Consider the following 21,855-nt stretch of genomic DNA (forward strand, 5'->3'; position numbering starts at 1 on the left):
CCTGTTTCATCAGAGTCAGGGCTGTTCCAGCACAAGCTCGATCCCTTCGCAGAGGGGCTGTGCTGTAACCTTACATCGCATCAACACAGAAAAAATCAGCCCCAAAAAGCCAACTGCCCCTAAACTCGACAATATAGGCTCATACAGGTAATCACAGACTATGAACGAAAGACGCCAGTTTATCCGTATTGTTTATCAGGCTCTGGCGCGGGTGCGCCAGGCTCAGTCACACTGGTCTGCTGATGTTCGGGATATCTCACTGCATGGTATTCTGCTCAGCATGCCTGAACACTGGCAGCCGGATGACAACGCCCCGTTTGAAGTCGATGTCACCCTGCATGACACAGAGATTCATATGACGATGGTCACTGAACTGGTCGCCCATGACAGCCACTGTCTGCGGATGAAGATCGTGAATATTGATATCGACAGCATTTCTCACCTGCGCCGCCTGATTGAACTCAACGTGGGTAATGACGAGCTGCTTTATCGCGAACTGGCACTTCTTGCTGATCTTGCTGGCTGAAACCCACAGCGTTTCACCTGTGCTGACGCGCTCGCCGGTCAGCAAAGAGCCTTGATGCAGACAGGACACCATTTTCCTTTTCAAGGCTAGTTTCGCATGTGTTACGGCTTCAGGTAACCCTAACCAGGCTCACGACTGCGCCCTGCCGTTTCAGTCATTTCTCTGCTGAGATCATTTCCTATCACGTTATTCACATAATCGTTAATGTTCATATTGACAAGATACCTGAGGTGTATGGTAAGTATGCGGTTGCTTGTCAAGCAAAGCAGAGAATGAACCAGTATCAAAAGCAGAATATAACTACAAACACTTTCTGTTTCTTTTGAATCAAAAAGTCACCAGGCTAGGCTAGTTAGTAACCATCATGAATTTAGATAAAGTGGACATGAAAATTATTGAGTTATTGAGAAGTAACTCAAGAGAGAGTATCCAGAAAATTGCAGAACAGGTCAATCTCTCACGCAGTGCCGTTGATAAAAGAATACAATCGCTCATACAGGAGAACATCATAACAGGCTTCACAATCAGTACTTGCTTTGATCAGCGTTTATCCCCTTCTGATGATATCCATTCTTACTTGCTGATCAAATCCGGAAGCGTCGACTGTAAACAAATTTTCAAACACCTCAAAAGTGCCGGTTATGATTTTCAATTCGAATCTATATACGGTGAGTTCGACTGCCTGATCAGGATCAACAGCACCCGGCTTCCGCTACTGTATGAAATTAAAAAATTCATCATCGATATGGGCGGTATTGAATCCATCCATATTCTTCCCGTGTTAGACATTAAACATGAATAAGGGGCTGAACAGCCCCTATTTAAATTAGCTTTAATTAGCTTTAATTAGCTTTAATTAGCTTTAATTAGCGTAAAAGTACATTTCATTGTTTAAGCTTTCAAACACATTGACCAATGAGTCTGATTCAACAATGAATGTATAACTGGGATCAGCCGGAGTAAACATCACTTCTTTATGGTCCAGTAAAGAGACATCTAAAATAATAGGGATCGATGGTTCTAAAACAAAAGGACATAACGCGCCGGGAATACAGCCTGTAATCGTCTCCATTTCTTCATTGTTGCAAATAGAAACCCGCTCACCAATCACATTCCGAATCTTCTTCTGATCAAAACGGTTTTCTTTATGGGTCACAAACACACAGTAGCCGCCGCTTTTACGTTTCAGAAATAAGCTTTTACTGGGTGCTGCTGTCCAGCCTAATTCTTTAGAAACTTTCAGATCGGTTTCATAATCCAGTATAGGCTCATGTTTATATGAACGATAATCCAGATTTAACATTTCAAACAACTTCACATTGTTATTATATAAAGTAGATATATTCATAATTACCTTAAGCTAACTCAACCTCTGAATCCCTGACTAAGGTACACTGACACAGTAATCTGTATTCAGCCGGACACAAAGCCAGAATCTCAAGTGTGCCTTTCTCATTCTCATGTACATCGCCGAGATGATCTATATTTGTGACCGGTTTTACGGCACAAGAACCACAAATGCCACGCATACAATTAAACGGAACACTTCTCAGTCCATCAAACTCAAACAATTCTGAAACAGGGGTGCCTGCTTCTGCTTCTATCGTTTCATCTGTGTCTTTAATGATTAGCTTAGGCACTGATCAACTCCTTGTTAAATACACCATTCAGAACATGCTCAACTTCCTGAATATCAGACTCTAAATCAAAAGCATTATTATTGGCTAACCACACAAGACACGGGCAGGTGAACAAATCATCCGTGGCCGGTAATTCTTGCCCCTCTTTCACGGTGACAAAATAATCAATCAATGATGGAATACGTCTTAGCTTACCGTCACTGATGGCATCGACACCTGAAAATTTCGCAGGGTATTGATTAACATGAAAATATACTCTTCCCTGCTTCACTATCTGCGAATCTTGTTCAGGTACGCTTTGCTCTGACACCAGTGCAGCAATCGTATCCAGCAAACTGGGAGAATAACAGCTTTCAAATAATGATGGCGCAACACCACCGTGTATCCGTGTTGCTGCTTCAATCATGACCGGGCCTGATGACGGACTCAGCATCAGTTCCATATGCACAAGACCATAGGTAATATCGAGCGCCCGGGTCGCTGCAACAGCATATTCACGAATTGGCGCCAACCCGGCGTCATATGGATCTAATAGTTCCAGTCGATTATAAACAAATGGATTATGACCCGACTGACCTTTAACGTATTTACAAATCGCCACTAAAGCGATTTGGTCTCCATTGACTATCAGATCTAAAACGTACTCCTCGCCTTCAATAAACTCCTGAACAAGAAACTGGTCATTTCTTTTTCCAGTGCTGTTTATTTTCCCCCAAGGCAACGAAGATATTTTATTAATAACCTCATCTCTGCTATTGCAGAAGTAGACGTTTTCAGAACCTGCAGAATTCACAGGTTTGATGATATACTTTTTGCATTTGATTTCATTTAGCTCATTTAGCCCTTTACCATCCATATCAACCATGAATGTCTGAATATAGGACAAACCGTTTTTTTTCAATGCATCTTGCATTTCATTTTTATTTCGGCGCAGTCCAGTCGTCAACGGTGAGTTTCCTGGTAAACCTAAGTCACTGGCAAGCTTATCTGCCAGTTCAACACCGAGTTCAGATCCGGCAATCACAGCATCATAATGTTCATTTTTCAACGCATCGAGACTGAAACCGGAGACATTCTGATCATAATTCTCGATATTCATTGTATCCAGCATGCCTTTGGGATCATGTTCTGAGTCAAAATACACATCACATTGAATATTGCTTTCTTGCAATTTTGGTCGGATCATTTTTCCGCTGGATGCAGGGTTCACTATCAATACTTTACTTTTCATATGCACCTTCCAATGTGATTGTTTTTTTACTTCGGGTTAACAGCAAGATGACGACAGCGGAAAAAACACCCACCAATATCAGTGATACACCATAGGCTTCGCTTGAGAATGAAAAATAAGTCAAAAGCAGAGTCACCAGCATAGGAACGGTACCAGACACAATATAAAACAGGTAATTAGAATGGCTGATAGCGTTATTGACATCACTTTGAACAGCATCAGATTTCAAAATTTCTGTTCTAGATGTAATCCTGACAGAGTTAACCGCATAACCAATACAGAAACAGAACAGCACAGATAAGTAAGGCATATCCATAAAGAATAGGCCGATATCTCCGACCAGTAACAGTGCCGCACTGAGTAAATAAACGCGTTTATTCTGAGGAAGAAGTGCCGCGCATAATGCGCCTATCCCCGCCAACCCTGATGCAAAACCCAGAATATCAGGCCCCCACTCTCTGAACAGCTGATAGTACACTGGGACGAAGGTATTGAACGCACCGATATGTAAGCCGGTTAAAACCGACAAGGCAACCTGGATAACAAAGCGTTCTCTTTTCCCGGAAAGCGCTTGCTGATTACTTTTCTCTGCGTCGGCATCTTCTTTATCTACATCAGAAACAAACAGGTAAGATACTGACAATAAAATAGACATGACGGCGATATAATGAATAAAATTTTCAAAACCCATCGCCTTGAGGTACCAACCTCCAAACAATGCACCAAAGAAAGCACCAAACTGAATCGTTGTCTGCAATACTCTGGATGCTTTAGAGGCTTCAATCAGTTTGCTTTTCACAAAACTGGAATTTTTCACTTCAAAGGTATTGATACTGCAAACCATATTGCAAGAGGAAAAAACAGCAATCATAAATATGATGTAAATCATACCCGTTGCACCGAAATATAAAACGGTCACCATGCAAGCAAAGAAAACAGCCCTGAGCGTTGTGATGGTCGACTTCTTATAAAAGATATCTTTCTTTTGAATAATTTTACTCAGAATAAATGGCGTGACTGCGCCAATACTGACAATCATTCCCATATAAACTGTAGAGCTTGTGATTTCAAGTATTTTCCAGATCATGACAATTTGAATTGACATATCCAGGAAAACAGAAAATGCAAGCAATAGATACGTTTTTAATAATGTACTATTCATTTTCCATTCCTTTATAATTTTCTTTCTGACCATATACGATAGTTATCATTTGGCAGCACCACATGAATTAAATCTTTATTGGATATTGCTGGCAATGAGCTTCTTTTGATGCAATGCATGCTAATTCTGTTATCGTGCCAGGGACAAACGATCGCACCTGTTTTTTCGCACTGTTTACCCAGATGCAGCGGACCACCTCGATGTGGGCATTCAGACGGTAATACCCACACTTTGCCATCATGCTCTACACGTTGAATGAAAAAATTTTTCTCGTTCACTGCTAGCCTGTTATTTTTTCTTGAATCAACAGAGATCACCGTCATTTATGCCACCTCAATATGTTTAACAGAATAACAACATGTATCTGATGTGATTTTTGATAAATGCAGAATACCTGACGGAATGATGATTTTATCCCCCGCCTTCATTTTCACTACTTTATCGGGTGAGAAATAAAGGTCCAATTCCCCTTCATCAACCATGAACAGTTCATCGTTGTTGTGGATATGTGATACAGACACCTCACCCAGTACTTCTTCAAACTTAACGGCACCACTCACATCAGGGTACTTTTTCGCTTTTTCTACCAGTTCATCAAGCGAATCATGTACCTCAATATGGCGATACAACTCTTCGTCAGCTATATCTTGCAAAGAAGCAAACTCTTCAAAGCCTGATAAGATATCCGGGATGATTTGTTCACCATGTAATTCAACCAAAGGAATAATAATCTTTTCCAGTGCCATTCTGCCATGATGAATATCAATATGACTATGTTCATCAAAATACAGAGAACTCACCCGACCTTTAAATACATCGTTAACAATCTTGGACTGACTCTTGGTCGTAAAAGCCAATGTCGCTTCTGTATAATAAAGTGCGCCAAGATATTTAAAGAATCGGCTGTGGTTTTTAGAAATGTAATGAAAGTAATTAATCAGAGATAAACTACCTGGCGTATAAAAATGCCAGTAATAGTGAATCATGTCATTTAATCCAACATCTTTCATCATACGTTCAAAAATGCTGGAGTGTTTTTTCTCATGTACACCGTAACCGTACTCATCGATCAGTACTTTAAATAGCTCAGAGGTAGCAGAGCCATAATTTCCTAATACGTTACGCGCCATCGCTGATGCTTCAGAAAGAAAGTCACCCGCACACTGGATAAAGAAAAACCTAGCCGCTGACTCAGGATCTTTCGAACCTGTTATTTTCTTATAAAGTGTTGACTCACTATTGGCAACATCTTTTATTTTTGTCTTCGTATATTGAACGAAGTCTTGCAAGGTCCAATGACCTGATACATTGATGCTTTTTTCCAGAGATGAAAATGCAAGCTGTTCAAAAAAAGGCAGTACTGCTGCTGCATTCTTATAGTTTTCATCACAGTAAAATGTTTTGAACTCCTTCAGGTTGACAGGTTTACTGAATGGCAGAAAAACCAGATCTAATTCATAGGCGTTTAAAATGGAACGCTGAATCAACAAATTCTCATTAGAAGAATACTTATCAAGGTCAACCGGTTTCGATAAATCCAGCGCCTTTAAATCCTGTGGCCGACAAGGACGCTGATAAGGAGATGCCATAAAAACATCTTTCGGTGCATCTTTAAAATGAGAACAGCTCAGAAATGATTCAATTGCCATGTATTACCTCCTATGTAATGAGGCAATTTTACTGCAGGGCGATTGAAAATATTGACTAAAGATAAAGAGCATTTCACTTTTTTCAGAGTGAAATTAACACCTGAAGTGTGAATTTTCTTTAAAACGGTAAGCCTTTAATTCCCCTGAACAGGAGTTAATAGCTGTGACTAACGGCAACGAAAGCCGGTGGTTGTGTTCGCCTTACACAACCACCGGCCAGACAGGGGAATCAGGTGAATAACAAGCGTTCGTGGTTTAAACAGCGACCCGTTCAAACGCCGCCAGCGCTTCTTGCAGATCCTCAACCGGCATGATCTCAATCCCGGGAAGTGAGCGGCTTGCATTGGCTTTCGGGATAATCGCACGGGTAAAGCCTTGCTTGGCCGCTTCCCGAATCCGTTCGACCCCGTTGGCAGACGGACGGATGTCACCATTCAGGCCGATTTCACCAAACACCAAGACATCCTGTGGGATCGGTGCGTTTTTGAAACTGGAGAAGATCGCCAGCAACACAGATAAATCCGCGGAGGTCTCTTCGATCCGGATCCCGCCGACACAGTTTACAAAGATGTCCATATCCGACAGCATCACCCCGCCATGCCGCGCCAGCACGGCAATGGACATCGCCAGCCGGTTGGAATCGTACCCCACACTCAGGCGGCGCGGCACTTCGGTCATCGACTGATTGCACAGCGCCTGAATCTCCACCAGCAAAGGGCGGGTCCCTTCCCAGAGCGTGGTACAAACCGAACCGGCGTGATTTTTATTCGAGCGGCTGAGAAATATCGCAGACGGGTTTTTAACCTGCTTCATGCCTGTTTCTGTCATGGCAAAGAAACAGGATTCAGAATCGGCCCCGAAACGGTTCTTAGAGGTGCGTAAGACCCGGAATTTTTCATCCGACGTCGATGACAGGGCGAACAAGCCATCGACGATGTGGATCAACTGCATCGGACCGGCCACATTCGAGTCTTTATTGATGTGACCGACAATCATGAAGGTCACGCCTTCCGTCTTGGCAAAACGGGTCAGTGCCGCGGCCGACTCTTTGACCTGACTCGGGCTGCCCGCCGCCGATTCATTGTGCGCCACGGTCATCGTCTGGATCGAGTCAATGATCACGAAAGAGACTTTCTGCTCGACCACGTGATTGAGGATCTGCTCGACCGAGGTTTCGGCCACCACCTGTATTTTGTCGATATTCGGCGTCGCCAGGCGTTTTGCCCGTTGCGAAATCTGGTGAATGGACTCCTCACCGGACACATACAGCGCCTGACGAGATTCCGCGACCGCCCCGATGCTTTGCAGCAACAGCGTCGATTTACCGGCACCGGGATCACCGCACAACAGGAGCACAGAGCCCGGTACAATACCGCCACCCAGTACACGGTCAAGCTCTGAGATCCCCGAGCTGAAACGCGGCAAATCTTTACTTTCAACTTCCGACAGCGTCTGCACTTTGGTCGCCGAGCCGGCATAACTGCTGACCGCACCGCCGCCACCACCAGCGCCCAGGGCAGATTTCGTTTTGGGGATCGTAAATTCAGTAATGGTATTCCAGGCGGCACACGCACTGCACTGGCCCTGCCAGCGTGGAAAATCGGCGCCGCAGTCACTGCAGACGTAAGCTCTTTTGGTTTTCGCCATTGTATCCCTTTTTCATCATCAAGCCGTGACCGAAAAGGGCCACTCAGTGCAGGTGCCAGCCAATCTGTGGCGAAGAAACAGACAGGACATGCGCCATGCCTGACTTTCCGCTTACAAGTTTATGACAATTCTTCGTTTTACTGCACAATAGGGATCATACCCGATAGAGACCTATTGCTAAAACCACTATGTTGCTGGATGAATACAAAGGACTGATAGAACAACTGCTCCCGGCTTATGACAGCGGGGATTTTAATGACTTGTTTCAGCACCTGACCGCGGATCTCAGTGGTCCGGTACGCTTGCAGGTTAAAATGGAAATCAACCGTCTGATGGCCCCCTGCCGCCAGCCCGTTGATTTACGCGGCAAGGTCAGTGGCGAGTGCCGTCCTTATGACATGCACGGGATGACGCACTGGCTGGATGACGTGGCGATGAATGTCTATCGCCGCCGGATCAAAACCTATGGCGAACAATACCGGGTCGGTCTGTTTGAATCGCTGATGAATACCCGCAACAACTTCCGGGTCATGCAGCAACAGGACACACCCGCTCCGCCGCCGGAGGCGCCGGCCGAAGCGCTGCCTTTTGGTGCCGAGCTGCTGCGCTTTGGCTATCACCTCAGCCGCAGTGAACAACGCATTCAGATCACCACCCCGGTTGTGCTGACGCTGCCGTATTCACAGGAAGTGAACGGCACCACATCGGATATCTCGCCTTCCGGCGCACGCTTTCGGGTGTCTTCCGCATTCCGCTACCATACCGGACAGGTGGTCACCGCGTATTTCCCCGAGCTGGCCAAACAACTCAAAGACGAACGGCTCGTGCAGGGGATCAGCTACCGGATTCTGGGGGTATCGCCCCATGCAGATAACGACAGCTACACCTGGCTGCGCCTGATGCTGGTCGAATCCAGTGACGCACTGAAAGATGCCATCGAAGCCCGTCAGAAAATGGCGGCCAGCCGCTCGCGGCAAAATCACGAAGACAAAATCATCCAGTCGCGTACCCGGGGCTACGAGCACTGCTTTTTAAAACATACCAGCAGCATACCGCTGTTTTTTGCCGGTCATGAGCTGAAGTATTGCCTGCAGACAGAGCATAACCGGCACCTGTGGGAACACTGGCATGATGAACGTAACCAATCGGTGATCAATCATCTGCTGTCTGAAGATCGTATCCGCACGCTGGGCCAGGAAGGCCTGAGTCAGGGCAGTACCCTGATCTACAGTTTTACCCATCAGCACGAAGGCAAAACCTATTTTTATTCCGCTGCCTTACCTGAAATGAGCGTGCAAGAGCGGCAGTTGTTCTGGCAAATCGGAGCCACAAGAGAAAGCTGGCGGGTTGTTCGCCTGACGCTTTACCCTATCAGCCAGGATGACAAAATCCAGCTGCAGGAAATTGCCCCTGAACTGCTGGAAACCCTCTCTAGTCTGACCCATATCGGGGTATTGCAGAATCTGACCAACATGGCAGGTCGTAATGACTACCGCCTGACAGAGAAGCCGGCACTGCCAAGTAAACACTTACAGACCTTCCGTCATCCGCGAAACCCCGTTGCCGGTACCCACGCCATTTTCTTTGATCCCAAGCCGCAGCGCAGCGAATCGCGTTTTCTGTTTCGCACCCCGGTCAGCCTGGTGCAGCCCGGCACACCGGACCAGGAAGCCCGCACTCTCAGCGGCGCCAGCATTGATGTGTCCACCCGCGGTCTGAACATCCGCCTTGCCGCACCGCTGGATGCCAAACGGGGCGATGTCCTGAAAGTCACTTTCGATGAACTGCTGAAAATGGCCAAAGACGCACCGCTCAAACGCATTCCTTATCAGGTTGTCCGTTTGAGTCCCGACAGGCGTAATGTGCAACTGGAAACAGGCCGGGGCGATGACGCCACCCGCAGCGAGCATTTCCTGCGACGTCTCATCAAGCACAATGAAGAGCGGCTGCCTGTCAGTGAAGAAATCATGCCGGCCGGTCCGCTGTTGCTGGCCATGCACCAGATGTTGCTGACACGGCTCAATGGCTTGCCCTTCTTTTGCGATAAAATTGAGAATCAGGTGAAAGTGCGTGCCTTAGGTGCGAACCAGCCGCTGCCGCCGCTGGGTAAACTGATGATGGAACTGGGTGATGGCAAGCAGATCAACCTGGCGCCCATTTTCCAGAACCGGGTGAAAACCCTGCTCAGCGAAACCATGCGCCCGGTGGCTGTCAGTGATCCCTATGTGCACGAAATGTATCTGGCGGTGCTGCCTCAGCCGCTTGGTCAGCCCAAAGTGATCAGCAAGCTGTTCAGTGATTTTCCGACCGGCGACACCCGTCGCCGCTTTGCGCAGCAGGCCAGAGAGCAGGGTCATTTTCTGGCGGTACGGATCACCGCAGTGCCAGTGCTGGATCCGACCACCGCACTGATCAGCCGGGAACTGGCAGAGCTGTCCCGTGTAGCCATGCACCGCGCCAGGGCACTGGAAATTGAGTTTACCTCGCTGATCGGGTTTGGTGAATTCTACGACGTGACCGATGAAGTGCTGCTGAGGCTGGGCTTGTAACACAGGTCCGGCTGAATGATGAAGTGGCCTCTCCCTCACCGCAAAATACAGCTGCCGCTGTTTTTGAGGGAGCAGGCCCAGTACGACTGAAATACAGATTAGGCCCGCATCTTGTCGGCCAGTTCGAAATGGGCCATCTGATCGCGTACGCTTTTCTGAAGGCCGGACGCTGGGTTAAGCGGACCACGTAGGCTTCCGAAGCCGGGCGCTCACCGACAGCACGCACCTGCGGGATGCGCAGCACATCAGCCATCATCAGGTCCGCAGCCGTGAACCGATCGCCAGCAAGCCATTCTCGCTTGCTCAGCACATCTTCAAGTTGCATCAGGCGTTTATCGACCCACCCGGTCAGTTCATTTTCGCGATGACCGGAAATCGTCAGAAACCACCAGGGGACGCTGACCATCTCAATCGAATTGAGCGCCGCAAAGACCCATTGCAGCGTGTGCGCCTGACCCCCAGCATCGCTCGGCATCAGCTGGTCAGATTGCTGCGCAAGATGCATCAGGCATGCACCACTTTCAAAGAGCTGCAGTTCCCCGTCGCTCAAAAACGGCACCTGCCCAAAAGGCTGGCGGGCAAGATGATTGGTCTCACGGCCATCAAAGGGGATCGTTCGCACCCGGTAGGGCAGACCGGCTTCCTCGCATGCCCATCGCAAGCGCAAGTCACGCACAAATCCGCGCGGGCCTTCAGGTACCCAGTCCAACGTCCAGATAATCAGTTCGCTCATGGTTCAGATCTCCTGCTGAGTCGTCCAACCCATAGCATAGACTGTCACTGCATCAGGCTTTACCACACTGGCTCAGCCTGATTCACGATGCCACGGCCGGTTTATGAGATTGATTGAACCAAGCTTAGCTTCAATATCAGCGTTGCGGTTTATCTGGGTCAGCTGCTGACAGCAAAAGCATTTAAAAACGGCAGCAATAGTTTGTTGTTATCCAAAATGGATACGGGACTACTCTGTCTCAGGCAACTGCAACGTTGTTTGAGCAGACGATTCACAAAGCAGTGGCGACATGGCAAGCACTAACAGACCAAGGATAGCGATGGCAGCTCCCAGCCATATTGTGGCATGCAGCGTGAAGCCAGAATCCAGAGTCAGACCTGCCGCAAAGCTGCCGAACATAATCCCGGCATTAATCACAGAAGCGTGCAAGGTATTGATAAAGGCCCGCTGCCCCTGGGGTAACGACATCAGTCGGCTGACCAAGGCCGGGTTGAGACTCACCCCACAAAAGCCCAACAATACCAGACAAATCACCGCGACCCAGCCAATGTCGGCAAACAGCGCAAACATCACAAAAACAGTAATCATCATTGCCAGACCGCCCATGATTGTTGCTTTCGCATGTTTCACAGCCAGACCAGCAACGACATAGTTGCCAACCAGCATGCACAGCCCGTAAGCGAAGAGTAACCAGGTCACAGTCCCTTCCGGCAGAGCCGCTAAATCAGTCAGAATCGGCACGATAAAGCTAAAAGGCGCATAAACCGCACCAATCACACAAAAGCTGGTCGCAAAAACCCACCATAACCTCACATCCAGTCCCCCTTTCAGCTCTTGCTTTAACGGATGCGAAGCTTCTGCTGGCAAGGACGGAACCGCCTTCAGCGTCAAGGCTGCACTGAACACCGCCAGTGCCACCACCACATAAAAGCTTTCACGCCATCCCCAATATTCAGCAATCACTTTTGCCAGCGGCAGGCCGATAATGGTGCCCAGCATGATACCCGCCAGCACCATTGCAACGGCTCGCAAAGTGTCTTGGGGGGCAACCATCCTTGAACAAAGCCCAATCGATACCCCAAAGAATGCGCCGGACACCATGCCTGTCACCGCTCGCGCCAGTATCAGTTGGGTATAGCTGTGTGCCAGTGCCCCAAAGAGCTCGCCCAGGATAAAAATGGTATACAGGCAAGCCAGAATCACACGTGGTGGAAAGCGAGAAAGCGCCAGCATGAGGATTGGGCCGCCAATGGCCATACTGGCGGCAAAGGCTGAAACCAGATAACCGACCTCAGCAATGGAAACACCCAGATCGGCTGCCAGCGCAGGCATAAAACCCAGCACCTGCAACTCGCAGGAAATCATGATAAAGATACCGAGACTAAGCAGGTAAATCCCTGAAGGTAGAGGAGATCGCATAAATTCATTCCAAATGACGTTTGAGATTCACCCAGTATCATTTATGAAATATGATTGATAAATACTTTGAAATCATTTCACTAATGACTTAAATCATGGATGCTGATCTCAATGCCATCAGGCAATTCATTAAAGTGGCCGACCATCAAAGCTTCACCGTGGCAGCCACCCAACTGGGTCTGACGCAGTCGGGCATTTCCAGGGCCATCAGCAGACTGGAAGCACAATTGGGTGTCAAACTGTTACACCGCAATACCCGCAGCCTGAGCCTGACCGCAGACGGTGAATTATTTCTGTCTCGCGTCCGTCCATTAATTGCGGGACTTTCTGATGCCCAGCATGAAATTCAGCATCATGGTCATGCGCCACAAGGCACGCTGAAAGTCAGTGCCCCTTCCGCATTTGGACGGGCGATCCTGATGCCAGTCGTCAGTGAGTTACTGGAATCCCATCCGCAGTTAAACATCGAACTGGTTTTAACCGACCGAATCGTCGACATTGTTGATGAGGGATTTGATGCAGTCATTCGCAGCGGCCCCGTTGCCGATGCCCGGGTCATCGCCAGGCGCTTATCTCCGGCCCATTGGGTCACAGTGGCTTCTGCCAAATATCTTGCCAGACGTGGTGTCCCAAAATATATCAACGAGTTATCGCAACATAATTGCCTGAGAGTTCGCTTATCTTCAAACGGGCAGATGAACCCATGGCGGTTTACCGAGAATGGCAAGCCCATCAGTGTTGATGTGAATGGAAACCTGATCCTGGATCATGGCGACCCTTTGGTTGAAGCCGCCGTCACCGGCACCGGAATTGTGCAGCTGCTGACTTTCTTCGTTCGGCCATATCTCGCCGACGGGCGCTTACAGGAAGTGCTCAGCCACAATGCACCGCCTCCCCAGCCACTGACATTGCTCTACCCGCCATCGCGTCAATATTCAGCCAAACTGACGGTTTTTCGTGAGGCACTCCTGGCCTACTGGGGTGATCGGGCGGCAGGCACATGATGAAGTAGAGGGGCTCTCGTTGGCTGAAGTGCGTGTGGCCTATATCTCCCATGTCATTTTATGCTGTTGAAAACAAAGGGAGTCGATTGTCCTTTTAAACACATTGTTATAAGAAGACTTGCTGCAGCCCAAGCTCATGCGCATAACCGCCGACCCGTACCCTGGTAATCTTGTGCGCTTTCAACTCAACGGCCGCCGTGATTCTTGAAGTGCAGTTCATCGCCCTGCCTTGCTCGAAAGTAAAACCTTCCGAATATTCGCCTCCAAGGTGCTTGGTTAAATAACAGGCTAAGGCGCCGCTGGCACTGCCGGTTGCGGATTCTTCCGGGATACCAAACAAAGGAGCAAAGTTTCGACAACTCGCAGTCGGTTCGCTGTCTTTGTCATACAATTCAAACGCATGGAGACTGACCAGACCATGCTTTCTGCAGAAATCACTGAGTAAATCTTTATTCACCTGAATTCTATCCAGATACCCCAAGGGCACGGGAACAACCATATCAGGCAAGCCTGTTGAAATCACCTCGACAGGGAACCCGGTTGACGCCAGCACGGCTGCATCAATACCGATGAGTTCTGAGACTGCCTCGTAACCCAGCTCCCCAAGGTATTCAGGCAGCTTCTGCTGCATAATGATTTCACCATCAGGCGCGATGGTGACGGCAAGCAAACCAGCTTTGGTCCGTTGAACATATTGCCCTTCGGATATCATCCCTTTTTGATACAGAGTTGAAAATGCAGCTAAGGTGGCATGACCGCAGAAATCGACTTCATCCGTGGTGGTGAAAAAAGACACCGCAAAATCGGCTTCGTCATCTTGCGACACAAACGCGGTTTCTGAAAAACCCACGGCCTTGGCGATGGTTAATTTTTCGTCGTCAGAAAGATGATCCGCTTGCAACACCACGCCGGCAGGGTTTCCGCCAGTGCCATTGAAAGTGAAGGCGTTCACCAGATAAGCGTCAATTTTCATGTGTCTGTATTGCTCCGTATCGCAAATAGTATGAAACCTCTTTCGCCAGACTTTGCCACAGTGAGCGTCATTAAGCCAACATGTTGTTTTATAAAATATTTTAAAAGTCATTCATTGATACGGAATCTATGTCGCGCTTGCGTGCGGTGTGCTTCTCAGCATGGTTTGATGCGCGCCAGACACGCTTTGTCTGCTCACAGCGTGTCCAGAAAAGCCTTTGGGTTCTCTGGTGTTGTCATTTCTCTAACGAATTAAGGACGAGGTTTGCAACATCCATTGTTGCGGAACGTATATCGCGCTTAAGTACGGTGTGAATTTAGCATTAGGTTTCGCTACTAAAGCCATAACTATGTGCTATTTTCGTAACCCATTCACGTACAGCTTCGCCATTTTGGGGCTTGTGACACGGATCAGTTGAATATGGCTGTGCTTCGGATCATTGAACATTTCCGTATAGCGAACGCGATTACTTTTGTAGGTTTTCAGTGTCCACAAGATAACGGAATCCTTACTGAAGAATGACTTGCTAAATGTTTCGACATTCCCCGCTTTGTTCCACAACTCTTGCTTGGACACGGACCGGATAAATGCCCGTTTGACCGCTTGATAAAGCGTTCGGGCGAATGAGTAGTCAACCCAGATCACGGTATCGACACGGGCCCATTTTATCGGTGCGGTGCGATTATAATTTCCGTCTAACACCCAGGTTTCCTGAGAAAGCGCATGTTCAAGTTTAAAAAAGAACTCTTCATCAGTAGATTCTTGCCAATTCGGTTTCCAGAACATAGCGTCCATTTCAATATATGGGAAACCTAATTGGGCGGCCAGCATACGGCCAACGGTGGATTTACCACTACCACTGGTGCCCACAATATTAATCCGTTCCATAACGCCTACCTGAAATGTTGACTGAGTACACCGCGCCTAATATTCGACTTAACGACGCCAATTCATCTCATCTAACGTCACGATCAGAACAAGGACAAATGATTCCCCCCTTACAAGCGGCATCACTCATTAATGGCAGGGTGAGCACTTGTGTCCTCCGCCGAGGAGCCCCAAACAGCCGATCCAGACTTCTTACCGAATACATCCACTCACGCCTGTCTGCTCACCAAAAAAAGCGAAACCGCTCGGTTTCGCTTCTTGAGGTTTACTGCAGGATGGCTTACCAGCCGATTTTCTGCGGCCACAGGGAAGCGGACAGAATACACAGCACGCCACCGAGATCGGCGTAGCGGACGGCGGCTGGTGCGGCGGCGACCACTTTAGGTTTGGCATGGTAAGCGATGCCCAGCCCTGCGGCTGCCATCATCACCAGGTCATTGGCGCCGTCACCGACCGCGACAGTATTGTGCCTGGCGATGTCGTATTCTTCTGCCAGCTCGCGCAGGATATCAGCTTTCGTTTGTGCATCGACCACGCTGCCGAGCACCTGACCGGTCAGCTTTCCATCGACAATTTCCAGCTGGTTGGACTGGGCATGCGTCAGATTCAGCGTCTCTTTGAGATAGTCCGAGAAATAGGTAAAGCCGCCGGAGGCAATCGCAGTTTTCCAGCCGTATTGATGTAACTCGGCCACCAGCTCGCGCATTTCCGGCATCAGCGGCAGCTGGCTGCGGACCTGCTCCAGAATCTCAGCACTGGCCCCTTTGAGGGTGCCGACGCGCTGGCGCAGGCTCTGTTCAAAATCCAGCTCGCCCTGCATGGCGCGCTCAGTCACTTCCGCCACCTGCTCACCGACACCGGCCAGTTTGGCAATTTCATCAATGCATTCAATCTGAATTGCCGTGGAGTCCATATCAAACACCACCAGACCCGGCTCGGACAAATCCGGCAAGTCTTTATAATGAGCGTAATCAATCTTTTGGGCGTCCAGCGCACGGATCAGGGTGTCAGACAAAGCATTAGTCAGCAGCAACACGTCGTACTCGCCCACCTTCCAGGCGGCCACCAACGACAGGCTTTCCCCACTCTGGGTTTCCAGGCGCTCGATACGATCTGTGGTCAGCGATTGACTGTAAATCACTGAGGCAACGTGTTTCACATCCAGATTGCTGCTGGCAACACAGTCTGGAAAGCGGGTATGAAGCGAAGTATGTTTTTTGATGGTCAGCACTGTATATCACATCCCTGTATAGGCGTATTCAACTCCCTTCAAAGTACCCTATTGCAATTTGTCAGGGCAAGTCCCAATATTGCTCAGTTAGCCTTATCGAAGAAGTCATGACTATGTTTAAGTTCAAAACTGTACGCATGCAGCGTATCTGGCAGTTTGTGGTATTGGCCGTTAGTTTTGCCGGCTTGATTACCATGCTGGAGTACGGCGCCCGGCTGAATCAGAATAACTTCAACATGCTGAGCGAGCAGACGCAATCCCTGTCTCGCATTATCGCCCGTCAGGCAGCCAGTACGGCAGCTGGTGATATTCTCGACAAACAACAGGACAAACTGCAGGATCTGGTCAACCGGATTTCCGATGAACCCCTGATCCTGGACGCCAGCATTTATGATCTCGAAGGGGTGCCGCTGGCACAAACCGAAGATGCGATGCCGCTTGAGCAGGTGTCCGGCCTGACCACTCCACTCTCGACTGCCAGCATCGGCCGCCAGCAGCTGGTTCAGCCTGTCCTGACCGATGATGGTCAGGTGGTCGGCTTTATCCGCCTGACACTGGAACACGGCAAACTGGTTCAGCACGCCGCCGATCAGATTGACAGTATGACCAATACAGTCCGCGGCATGTTGCTGGTCGCGCTGTTGATCGGTTTTATTCTGGCGTATACCTTCGGCCGCCGAAAAGACGTGTGGCATTTTCCGTTCCTGCTGACGGCAAACGCCAAAGATTAGATCTGCGCAAGCGATGAAGCGCAGTATGCTAAAGAAAGCTTAAGACAAAAGCCCGAGACAAAAAAAGACGACCCTAAGGTCGTCTTTTGCTTTGAGTCAGAGGCCAAAGCCTCTTTTGCGCGTCCGCCTGTCTCCACAAGCGTAGACTCAAACTCAGGCGTCTTGATCGCCCAGCAGGACAGATTCCAGGGCGATTTCCATCATCTCTAAAAACGTGGTCTGACGCTCATCTGAGGTCGTCGCTTCGCCACGCAGAATATGATCAGACACAGTGCAGATGGTCAGGGCTTTGGCGCCGAATTCTGCCGCCACACCGTAAATCCCGGCGGCTTCCATTTCCACGCCCAGAATGCCGTACTTGTCCATGGTCTTGAAGAAGTCGAAATCCGGGTTGTAGAACAGATCAGCAGAGAACAGGTTACCGACTTTCACCGCGATCCCTTTGGCTTTGGCAGCATCCACAGCGTTTTGCACCATGCCGAAATCGGCAATGGCCGCAAAATCGTGACCACCGAAACGGATGCGGTTCACTTTCGAATCGGTAGAAGCGCCCATGCCGATCACCACATCGCGCAGGTGCACATCATCACGCACCGCACCACAGCTGCCGACCCGGATGATTTTCTTCACGCCAAAGTCTTTGACCAGCTCAGTGGCATAGATAGAACAGGACGGAATGCCCATACCGTGGCCCATCACAGAGATCTTACGGCCTTTGTATGTGCCCGTGTAACCGTACATATTGCGCACATTACAGACTTCTTTCACTTCTTGCAGGAAAGTGTCGGCAATGAACTTGGCACGCAATGGGTCGCCCGGCATCAGCACAACGTCGGCAAAATCACCCATTTCAGCATTAATATGTGGAGTAGCCATCTGTTCGCTCCTTCAATTTGTTGAACTGCCTCATCCATTATGGACGAGGCAATGACGCTTTCAGCGCCAAACCTCACCACACAGCTGTGCGGTTACAGAAAAGATGTACCGTAATCCATGGGCGAAGTACCGAAGTAACTCGCCAGGCTCTGGCCGATATCAGCAAAGGTGTCGCGGCGGCCCAGTGAGCCGGCCGGGATCTTCGGACCACTGACCAGCACAGGAATGTGCTCACGGGTATGGTCTGTGCCCGGCCAGGTCGGATCGCAACCGTGATCGGCCGTGATGATCAGCACGTCGTCTTCTTTCAGCTGCGACAGCAGCTCAGGCAGGCGACGGTCAAAATATTCCAGCGCGGCGGCATAACCGGCCACATCGCGGCGGTGGCCGTAGGCGGAGTCGAAATCGACAAAGTTCGTGAACACAATCGTGTTATCACCAGCTGTTTCCATTTGTGCCAGCGTGGCATCAAACAGGGCTTCCAGGCCGGTCGCTTTCACTTTCCGGGTGATCCCGCAGTGGGCGTAGATATCGGCAATCTTACCGACAGACACCACTTCGCCCTGCTTCTCTTCCACCAGTTTTTGCAGCACAGTGGCTGATGGCGGCTCAAGGGACAGATCACGGCGGTTGCCTGTGCGTTCGAACTGACCTTTGGCCGGACCGATAAACGGACGGGCAATCACGCGGCCGATATTGTAGTCTTCCAGCTCTTCGCGGACGATCTCACACAGCGTCATCAGATTATCGAGACCGTAAGTCTCTTCGTGACAGGCAATCTGGAACACGGAATCGGCTGAGGTATAGAAAATCGGCTTGCCGGTTTTCATGTGCTCCTCGCCCAGATCGTCCAGCACCTGAGTACCGGAAGCGTGGCAATTACCCAGGTAACCCGGCAGCTGTGCACGTTCGACGATGCGATCCAGCAGTTCCTGCGGGAAGCTGTTGCTGGTATCGCTGAAGTAACCCCAGTCGAACAAGACCGGTACACCGGCGATTTCCCAGTGGCCCGACGGGGTGTCTTTGCCGGATGAGATCTCAGCAGCGTGACCGTAGGCGCCGGTGATCTCCGCCACAGGATCCAGCCCTGGCGGGAATTCACCGCAGGATTCTTCCGCGGCCTTGCCCAGACCCAGGCGGGTCAGGTTCGGCAGATTCAGCAAACCGCTGCGGTCGGCATTGTCGGCACGGCCTTCGGCACAGGCTTTGGCAATATGGCCCATGGTGTTCGAACCCACATCGCCAAATTTGACCGCATCTTCAGTGGCACCCAAGCCAAAAGAATCGAGTACCAGGATAATTGCTCTTTTCATCATTGCTCCAATTTAGACATCTTCAGCACGGATACGGCGGTAAACCTCAGGGGTCGCCGCAGGTGCCTGCTCTGTGACTGTGACAGCCTGACGAACAGCCTGCGCAGCCTCCTGCCATTGTGCTTCACTGCGAGCATGGATCACGGCCAGCGGCGTCTGATTATCCAGCGTCTGACCCAGGCGGATCATGTCCGTCAGGCCCACTGCATAATCAATGCTGTCAGAGGCCACTTTGCGGCCACCGCCCATACTCACCACGGCCATGCCCAGTGCGCGGGTATCCATCGCCCCGGCAAAGCCGCTGGTTTCCGCAAACACAGGTTTGATGATCGCTGCATTTGCCAGATAGTTTTGATAATTTTCAACAAAACCCGCCGGGCCACCCAGGCCGTGAACCATTTTGCCGAACCGCTCTGCCGCTGCGCCGTTGTCCAGCACCGCCTGCAACTTCGCACGGGCTTCGTGGTCGTCTTTGGCCAGACCGGCGTTGAGCAGCATGTCGGCGCACAGCGCCATGGTGACTTCAAACAAGCGCGGATTGCGGTATTCGCCGGTCAGGAACTGAACGGCTTCGCGCACTTCCACTGCGTTACCGGCACTGGAGGCCAGGACCTGGTTCATGTCGGTCAGCAAGGCGGTGGTCTTGGTGCCGGCCCCGTTGGCCACGGCCACAATGGATTTCGCCAGTTCTTCCGAAGCCTCATAGGTGGGCATGAAAGCACCGGAACCGACTTTGACGTCCATCACCAGCGACTCCAGACCTGCCGCCAGTTTCTTCGACAGAATCGAGGCAGTGATCAGCGAGATGTTATCGACCGTGGCGGTAATATCACGGGTGGCGTACACACGCTTGTCCGCCGGGGCCAGATCGCCGGTCTGACCGATGATAGCGACACCCGCCGATTTGGTTACCTGACCGAACACCTCGTTCGACGGCATGATGTTATAGCCCGGAATGGATTCCAGTTTATCCAGCGTCCCGCCGGTATGGCCCAGACCACGACCGGAAATCATCGGCACAAAACCGCCGCAGGCGGCGACCATCGGGCCGAGCATCAGTGAGGTCACATCCCCCACGCCACCGGTGGAGTGCTTGTCGACAATCGGGCCACCGAAATTCATGTGATCCCAGTTCAGCACCATACCGGAATCGCGCATGGCGCAGGTCAGTGCGACCCGCTCATTCATGGTCATGTCGTTGAAGTACACCGCCATCGCGAAAGCTGCGATCTGGCCTTCAGACACAGTGTCTTTGGCGATGCCCTGAATAAAGAAGTTAATTTCGTCTGGAGTGAGTGCGATGTTATCGCGCTTCTTGCGGATAATTTCCTGAGGTAAATACATAGGATGCCTCGACATGGCTGGGGAGAGACAATAGCGGCCCTGCAGCGTCAGCAGCACGTGCCGACAGGCGCGGTCTTTCCCTTGAATTGGCAGTTTCCTGTGACAGCCAGCCGAGCCGGCTGCCACAGATCAGATTCAGAATCGGTCAACCGATACCAGCGGTATCAATAGCCGCCTTCTGCAGCTTTTTCGCCTTCACCCAGCGTGTTGAGCAGGTTTGCCAGCAAGCTGGATGCACCAAAACGATAGTGGGCACTGTCTGCCCAGTCGGCACCCAGAATACGATCAGCCATCGCCAGATACTGCTGTGCATCTTCTGCAGTACGCACACCACCGGCTGGTTTAAAGCCTACTTTGTCCTGTACGCCCATGTCTTTGATCACGGTCAGCATAATCTCAGCTGATTCCGGCGTGGCGTTCACCGGTACTTTACCGGTCGATGTTTTGATGAAATCCGCACCAGCTTTGATTGAGATTTCAGAGGCTTTGCGGATCAGTGCCGCATCTTTCAGCTCACCGGTTTCAATAATCACTTTCAGCAGAATGTCACCGCAGGCGGCTTTACACTGTTTCACCAGCTCAAAACCCACGTCCTCGTTACCAGCGATCAGTGCGCGGTATGGGAACACGACATCCACTTCATCTGCGCCGTAAGCAACCGCCGCTTTGGTTTCTGCAACGGCAATCTCAATATCATCATTGCCGTGCGGGAAGTTAGTCACTGTGGCAATGCGAACGTCCGGCGTCCCCTGCTCACGCAGCTGTTTTTTGGCAACCGGAATAAAACGCGGATAAATACAAACCGCTGCGGTATTACCGACAGGGGTTTTCGCGTTCTTACACAGTTCGATCACTTTCGCATCGGTATCGTCATCGTTCAGTGTGGTCAGATCCATCAGTTTTAACGCACGCAGTGCAGCCGTTTTTAAATCGCTCATG

Annotated in this window: 21 protein-coding genes; 5 read left to right on the forward strand and 16 right to left on the reverse strand. The window is 50.1% G+C overall.

Annotated elements, in window-relative coordinates; all coding sequences use genetic code 11:
• The first annotated feature begins 160 nt into the window (after positions 1-160).
• A complete protein-coding gene (locus tag P4S53_RS20970) occupies positions 161-526 on the forward strand; it encodes a PilZ domain-containing protein (protein ID WP_337114213.1) in 366 nt (121 codons plus the stop codon).
• A gap of 364 nt (positions 527-890) precedes the next feature.
• Positions 891-1,328 (forward strand): Lrp/AsnC family transcriptional regulator, encoded by a 438-nt coding sequence (locus tag P4S53_RS20975; RefSeq protein ID WP_337114214.1) that lies wholly within the window; start codon positions 891-893, stop codon positions 1,326-1,328.
• 60 nt (positions 1,329-1,388) lie between these two features.
• On the opposite strand, the gene P4S53_RS20980 is transcribed toward P4S53_RS20975, so the two are convergent.
• The 7 genes from P4S53_RS20980 to radA all read right to left on the reverse strand — a co-directional run bounded on the left by P4S53_RS20980 (position 1,389) and on the right by radA (position 7,855).
• Complete coding sequence (locus P4S53_RS20980; protein WP_337114215.1) at positions 1,389-1,874, reverse strand: YbaK/EbsC family protein; 486 nt, start codon at positions 1,872-1,874, stop codon at positions 1,389-1,391.
• Between the two features lie 7 nt (positions 1,875-1,881).
• A complete protein-coding gene (locus tag P4S53_RS20985) occupies positions 1,882-2,166 on the reverse strand; it encodes a 2Fe-2S iron-sulfur cluster-binding protein (protein WP_337114216.1) in 285 nt (94 codons plus the stop codon).
• Entirely contained in the window at positions 2,159-3,397 is a 1,239-nt protein-coding gene (locus P4S53_RS20990; protein ID WP_337114217.1) for an ATP-grasp domain-containing protein, read from the reverse strand. Before P4S53_RS20990 ends, P4S53_RS20985 begins: the two co-directional genes overlap by 8 nt.
• A complete protein-coding gene (locus tag P4S53_RS20995) occupies positions 3,387-4,559 on the reverse strand; it encodes an MFS transporter (RefSeq protein ID WP_337114218.1) in 1,173 nt (390 codons plus the stop codon). The genes P4S53_RS20990 and P4S53_RS20995 overlap by 11 nt, the downstream gene beginning before the upstream one ends.
• An 11-nt stretch (positions 4,560-4,570) precedes the next feature.
• Positions 4,571-4,882 (reverse strand): Rieske 2Fe-2S domain-containing protein, encoded by a 312-nt coding sequence (locus tag P4S53_RS21000; protein WP_337114219.1) that lies wholly within the window; start codon positions 4,880-4,882, stop codon positions 4,571-4,573.
• A complete protein-coding gene (locus P4S53_RS21005; RefSeq protein ID WP_337114220.1) occupies positions 4,883-6,208 on the reverse strand; it encodes an iron-containing redox enzyme family protein in 1,326 nt (441 codons plus the stop codon).
• Between the two features lie 255 nt (positions 6,209-6,463).
• Entirely contained in the window at positions 6,464-7,855 is a 1,392-nt protein-coding gene (gene radA / locus P4S53_RS21010; protein WP_337114221.1) for a DNA repair protein RadA, read from the reverse strand.
• A 188-nt stretch (positions 7,856-8,043) separates the two neighbouring features.
• Between radA and P4S53_RS21015 the strand changes: the two genes are divergently transcribed.
• Positions 8,044-10,404 (forward strand): PilZ domain-containing protein, encoded by a 2,361-nt coding sequence (locus tag P4S53_RS21015; RefSeq protein ID WP_337114222.1) that lies wholly within the window; start codon positions 8,044-8,046, stop codon positions 10,402-10,404.
• Here the strand turns inward: P4S53_RS21015 and P4S53_RS21020 are convergent.
• Both P4S53_RS21020 and P4S53_RS21025 read right to left on the reverse strand, forming a co-directional pair.
• Positions 10,334-11,137: a glutathione S-transferase family protein gene (locus P4S53_RS21020; RefSeq protein WP_337114223.1), complete on the reverse strand. Its 804-nt coding sequence runs from the start codon at positions 11,135-11,137 to the stop codon at positions 10,334-10,336. The genes P4S53_RS21015 and P4S53_RS21020 overlap by 71 nt on opposite strands.
• A 228-nt stretch (positions 11,138-11,365) precedes the next feature.
• Positions 11,366-12,556, reverse strand: coding sequence for an MFS transporter (locus P4S53_RS21025; protein ID WP_337114224.1), 1,191 nt, complete (start codon positions 12,554-12,556; stop codon positions 11,366-11,368).
• Between the two features lie 95 nt (positions 12,557-12,651).
• On the opposite strand from P4S53_RS21025, the gene P4S53_RS21030 reads away from it, so the two are divergent.
• Complete coding sequence (locus P4S53_RS21030) at positions 12,652-13,560, forward strand: LysR family transcriptional regulator (protein WP_337114225.1); 909 nt, start codon at positions 12,652-12,654, stop codon at positions 13,558-13,560.
• 106 nt (positions 13,561-13,666) lie between these two features.
• Here the strand turns inward: P4S53_RS21030 and P4S53_RS21035 are convergent, their stop codons facing one another.
• The 3 genes from P4S53_RS21035 to serB form a co-directional block, all read right to left on the reverse strand.
• On the reverse strand, positions 13,667-14,533 hold the full coding sequence (locus P4S53_RS21035) for a PhzF family phenazine biosynthesis protein (protein ID WP_337114226.1): 867 nt from the start codon (positions 14,531-14,533) through the stop codon (positions 13,667-13,669).
• Positions 14,534-14,887: 354 nt separating this feature from the next.
• Positions 14,888-15,421, reverse strand: coding sequence for a shikimate kinase (locus tag P4S53_RS21040; protein WP_337114227.1), 534 nt, complete (start codon positions 15,419-15,421; stop codon positions 14,888-14,890).
• Positions 15,422-15,701: 280 nt separating this feature from the next.
• Positions 15,702-16,652, reverse strand: a complete 951-nt coding sequence (serB, locus tag P4S53_RS21045; RefSeq protein ID WP_337114228.1) for a phosphoserine phosphatase — start codon at positions 16,650-16,652, stop codon at positions 15,702-15,704.
• Positions 16,653-16,765: 113 nt separating this feature from the next.
• On the opposite strand from serB, the gene P4S53_RS21050 reads away from it, so the two are divergent.
• Entirely contained in the window at positions 16,766-17,383 is a 618-nt protein-coding gene (locus P4S53_RS21050) for a YtjB family periplasmic protein (protein WP_337114229.1), read from the forward strand.
• A gap of 153 nt (positions 17,384-17,536) precedes the next feature.
• Here the strand turns inward: P4S53_RS21050 and deoD are convergent, their stop codons facing one another.
• From deoD to deoC, 4 genes are all read right to left on the reverse strand, one after another.
• A complete protein-coding gene (gene deoD, locus P4S53_RS21055) occupies positions 17,537-18,259 on the reverse strand; it encodes a purine-nucleoside phosphorylase (protein WP_337114230.1) in 723 nt (240 codons plus the stop codon).
• A 92-nt stretch (positions 18,260-18,351) separates the two neighbouring features.
• Positions 18,352-19,572, reverse strand: a complete 1,221-nt coding sequence (gene deoB, locus P4S53_RS21060) for a phosphopentomutase (RefSeq protein WP_337114231.1) — start codon at positions 19,570-19,572, stop codon at positions 18,352-18,354.
• Between the two features lie 12 nt (positions 19,573-19,584).
• A complete protein-coding gene (deoA, locus tag P4S53_RS21065) occupies positions 19,585-20,916 on the reverse strand; it encodes a thymidine phosphorylase (protein WP_337114232.1) in 1,332 nt (443 codons plus the stop codon).
• 164 nt (positions 20,917-21,080) lie between these two features.
• Positions 21,081-21,854, reverse strand: coding sequence for a deoxyribose-phosphate aldolase (gene deoC / locus P4S53_RS21070; RefSeq protein WP_337114233.1), 774 nt, complete (start codon positions 21,852-21,854; stop codon positions 21,081-21,083).
• Position 21,855 lies beyond the last annotated feature (1 nt).

The organism is Photobacterium sp. Hal280, assembly GCF_037162255.1.
Classification (GTDB): domain Bacteria; phylum Pseudomonadota; class Gammaproteobacteria; order Enterobacterales; family Vibrionaceae; genus Photobacterium.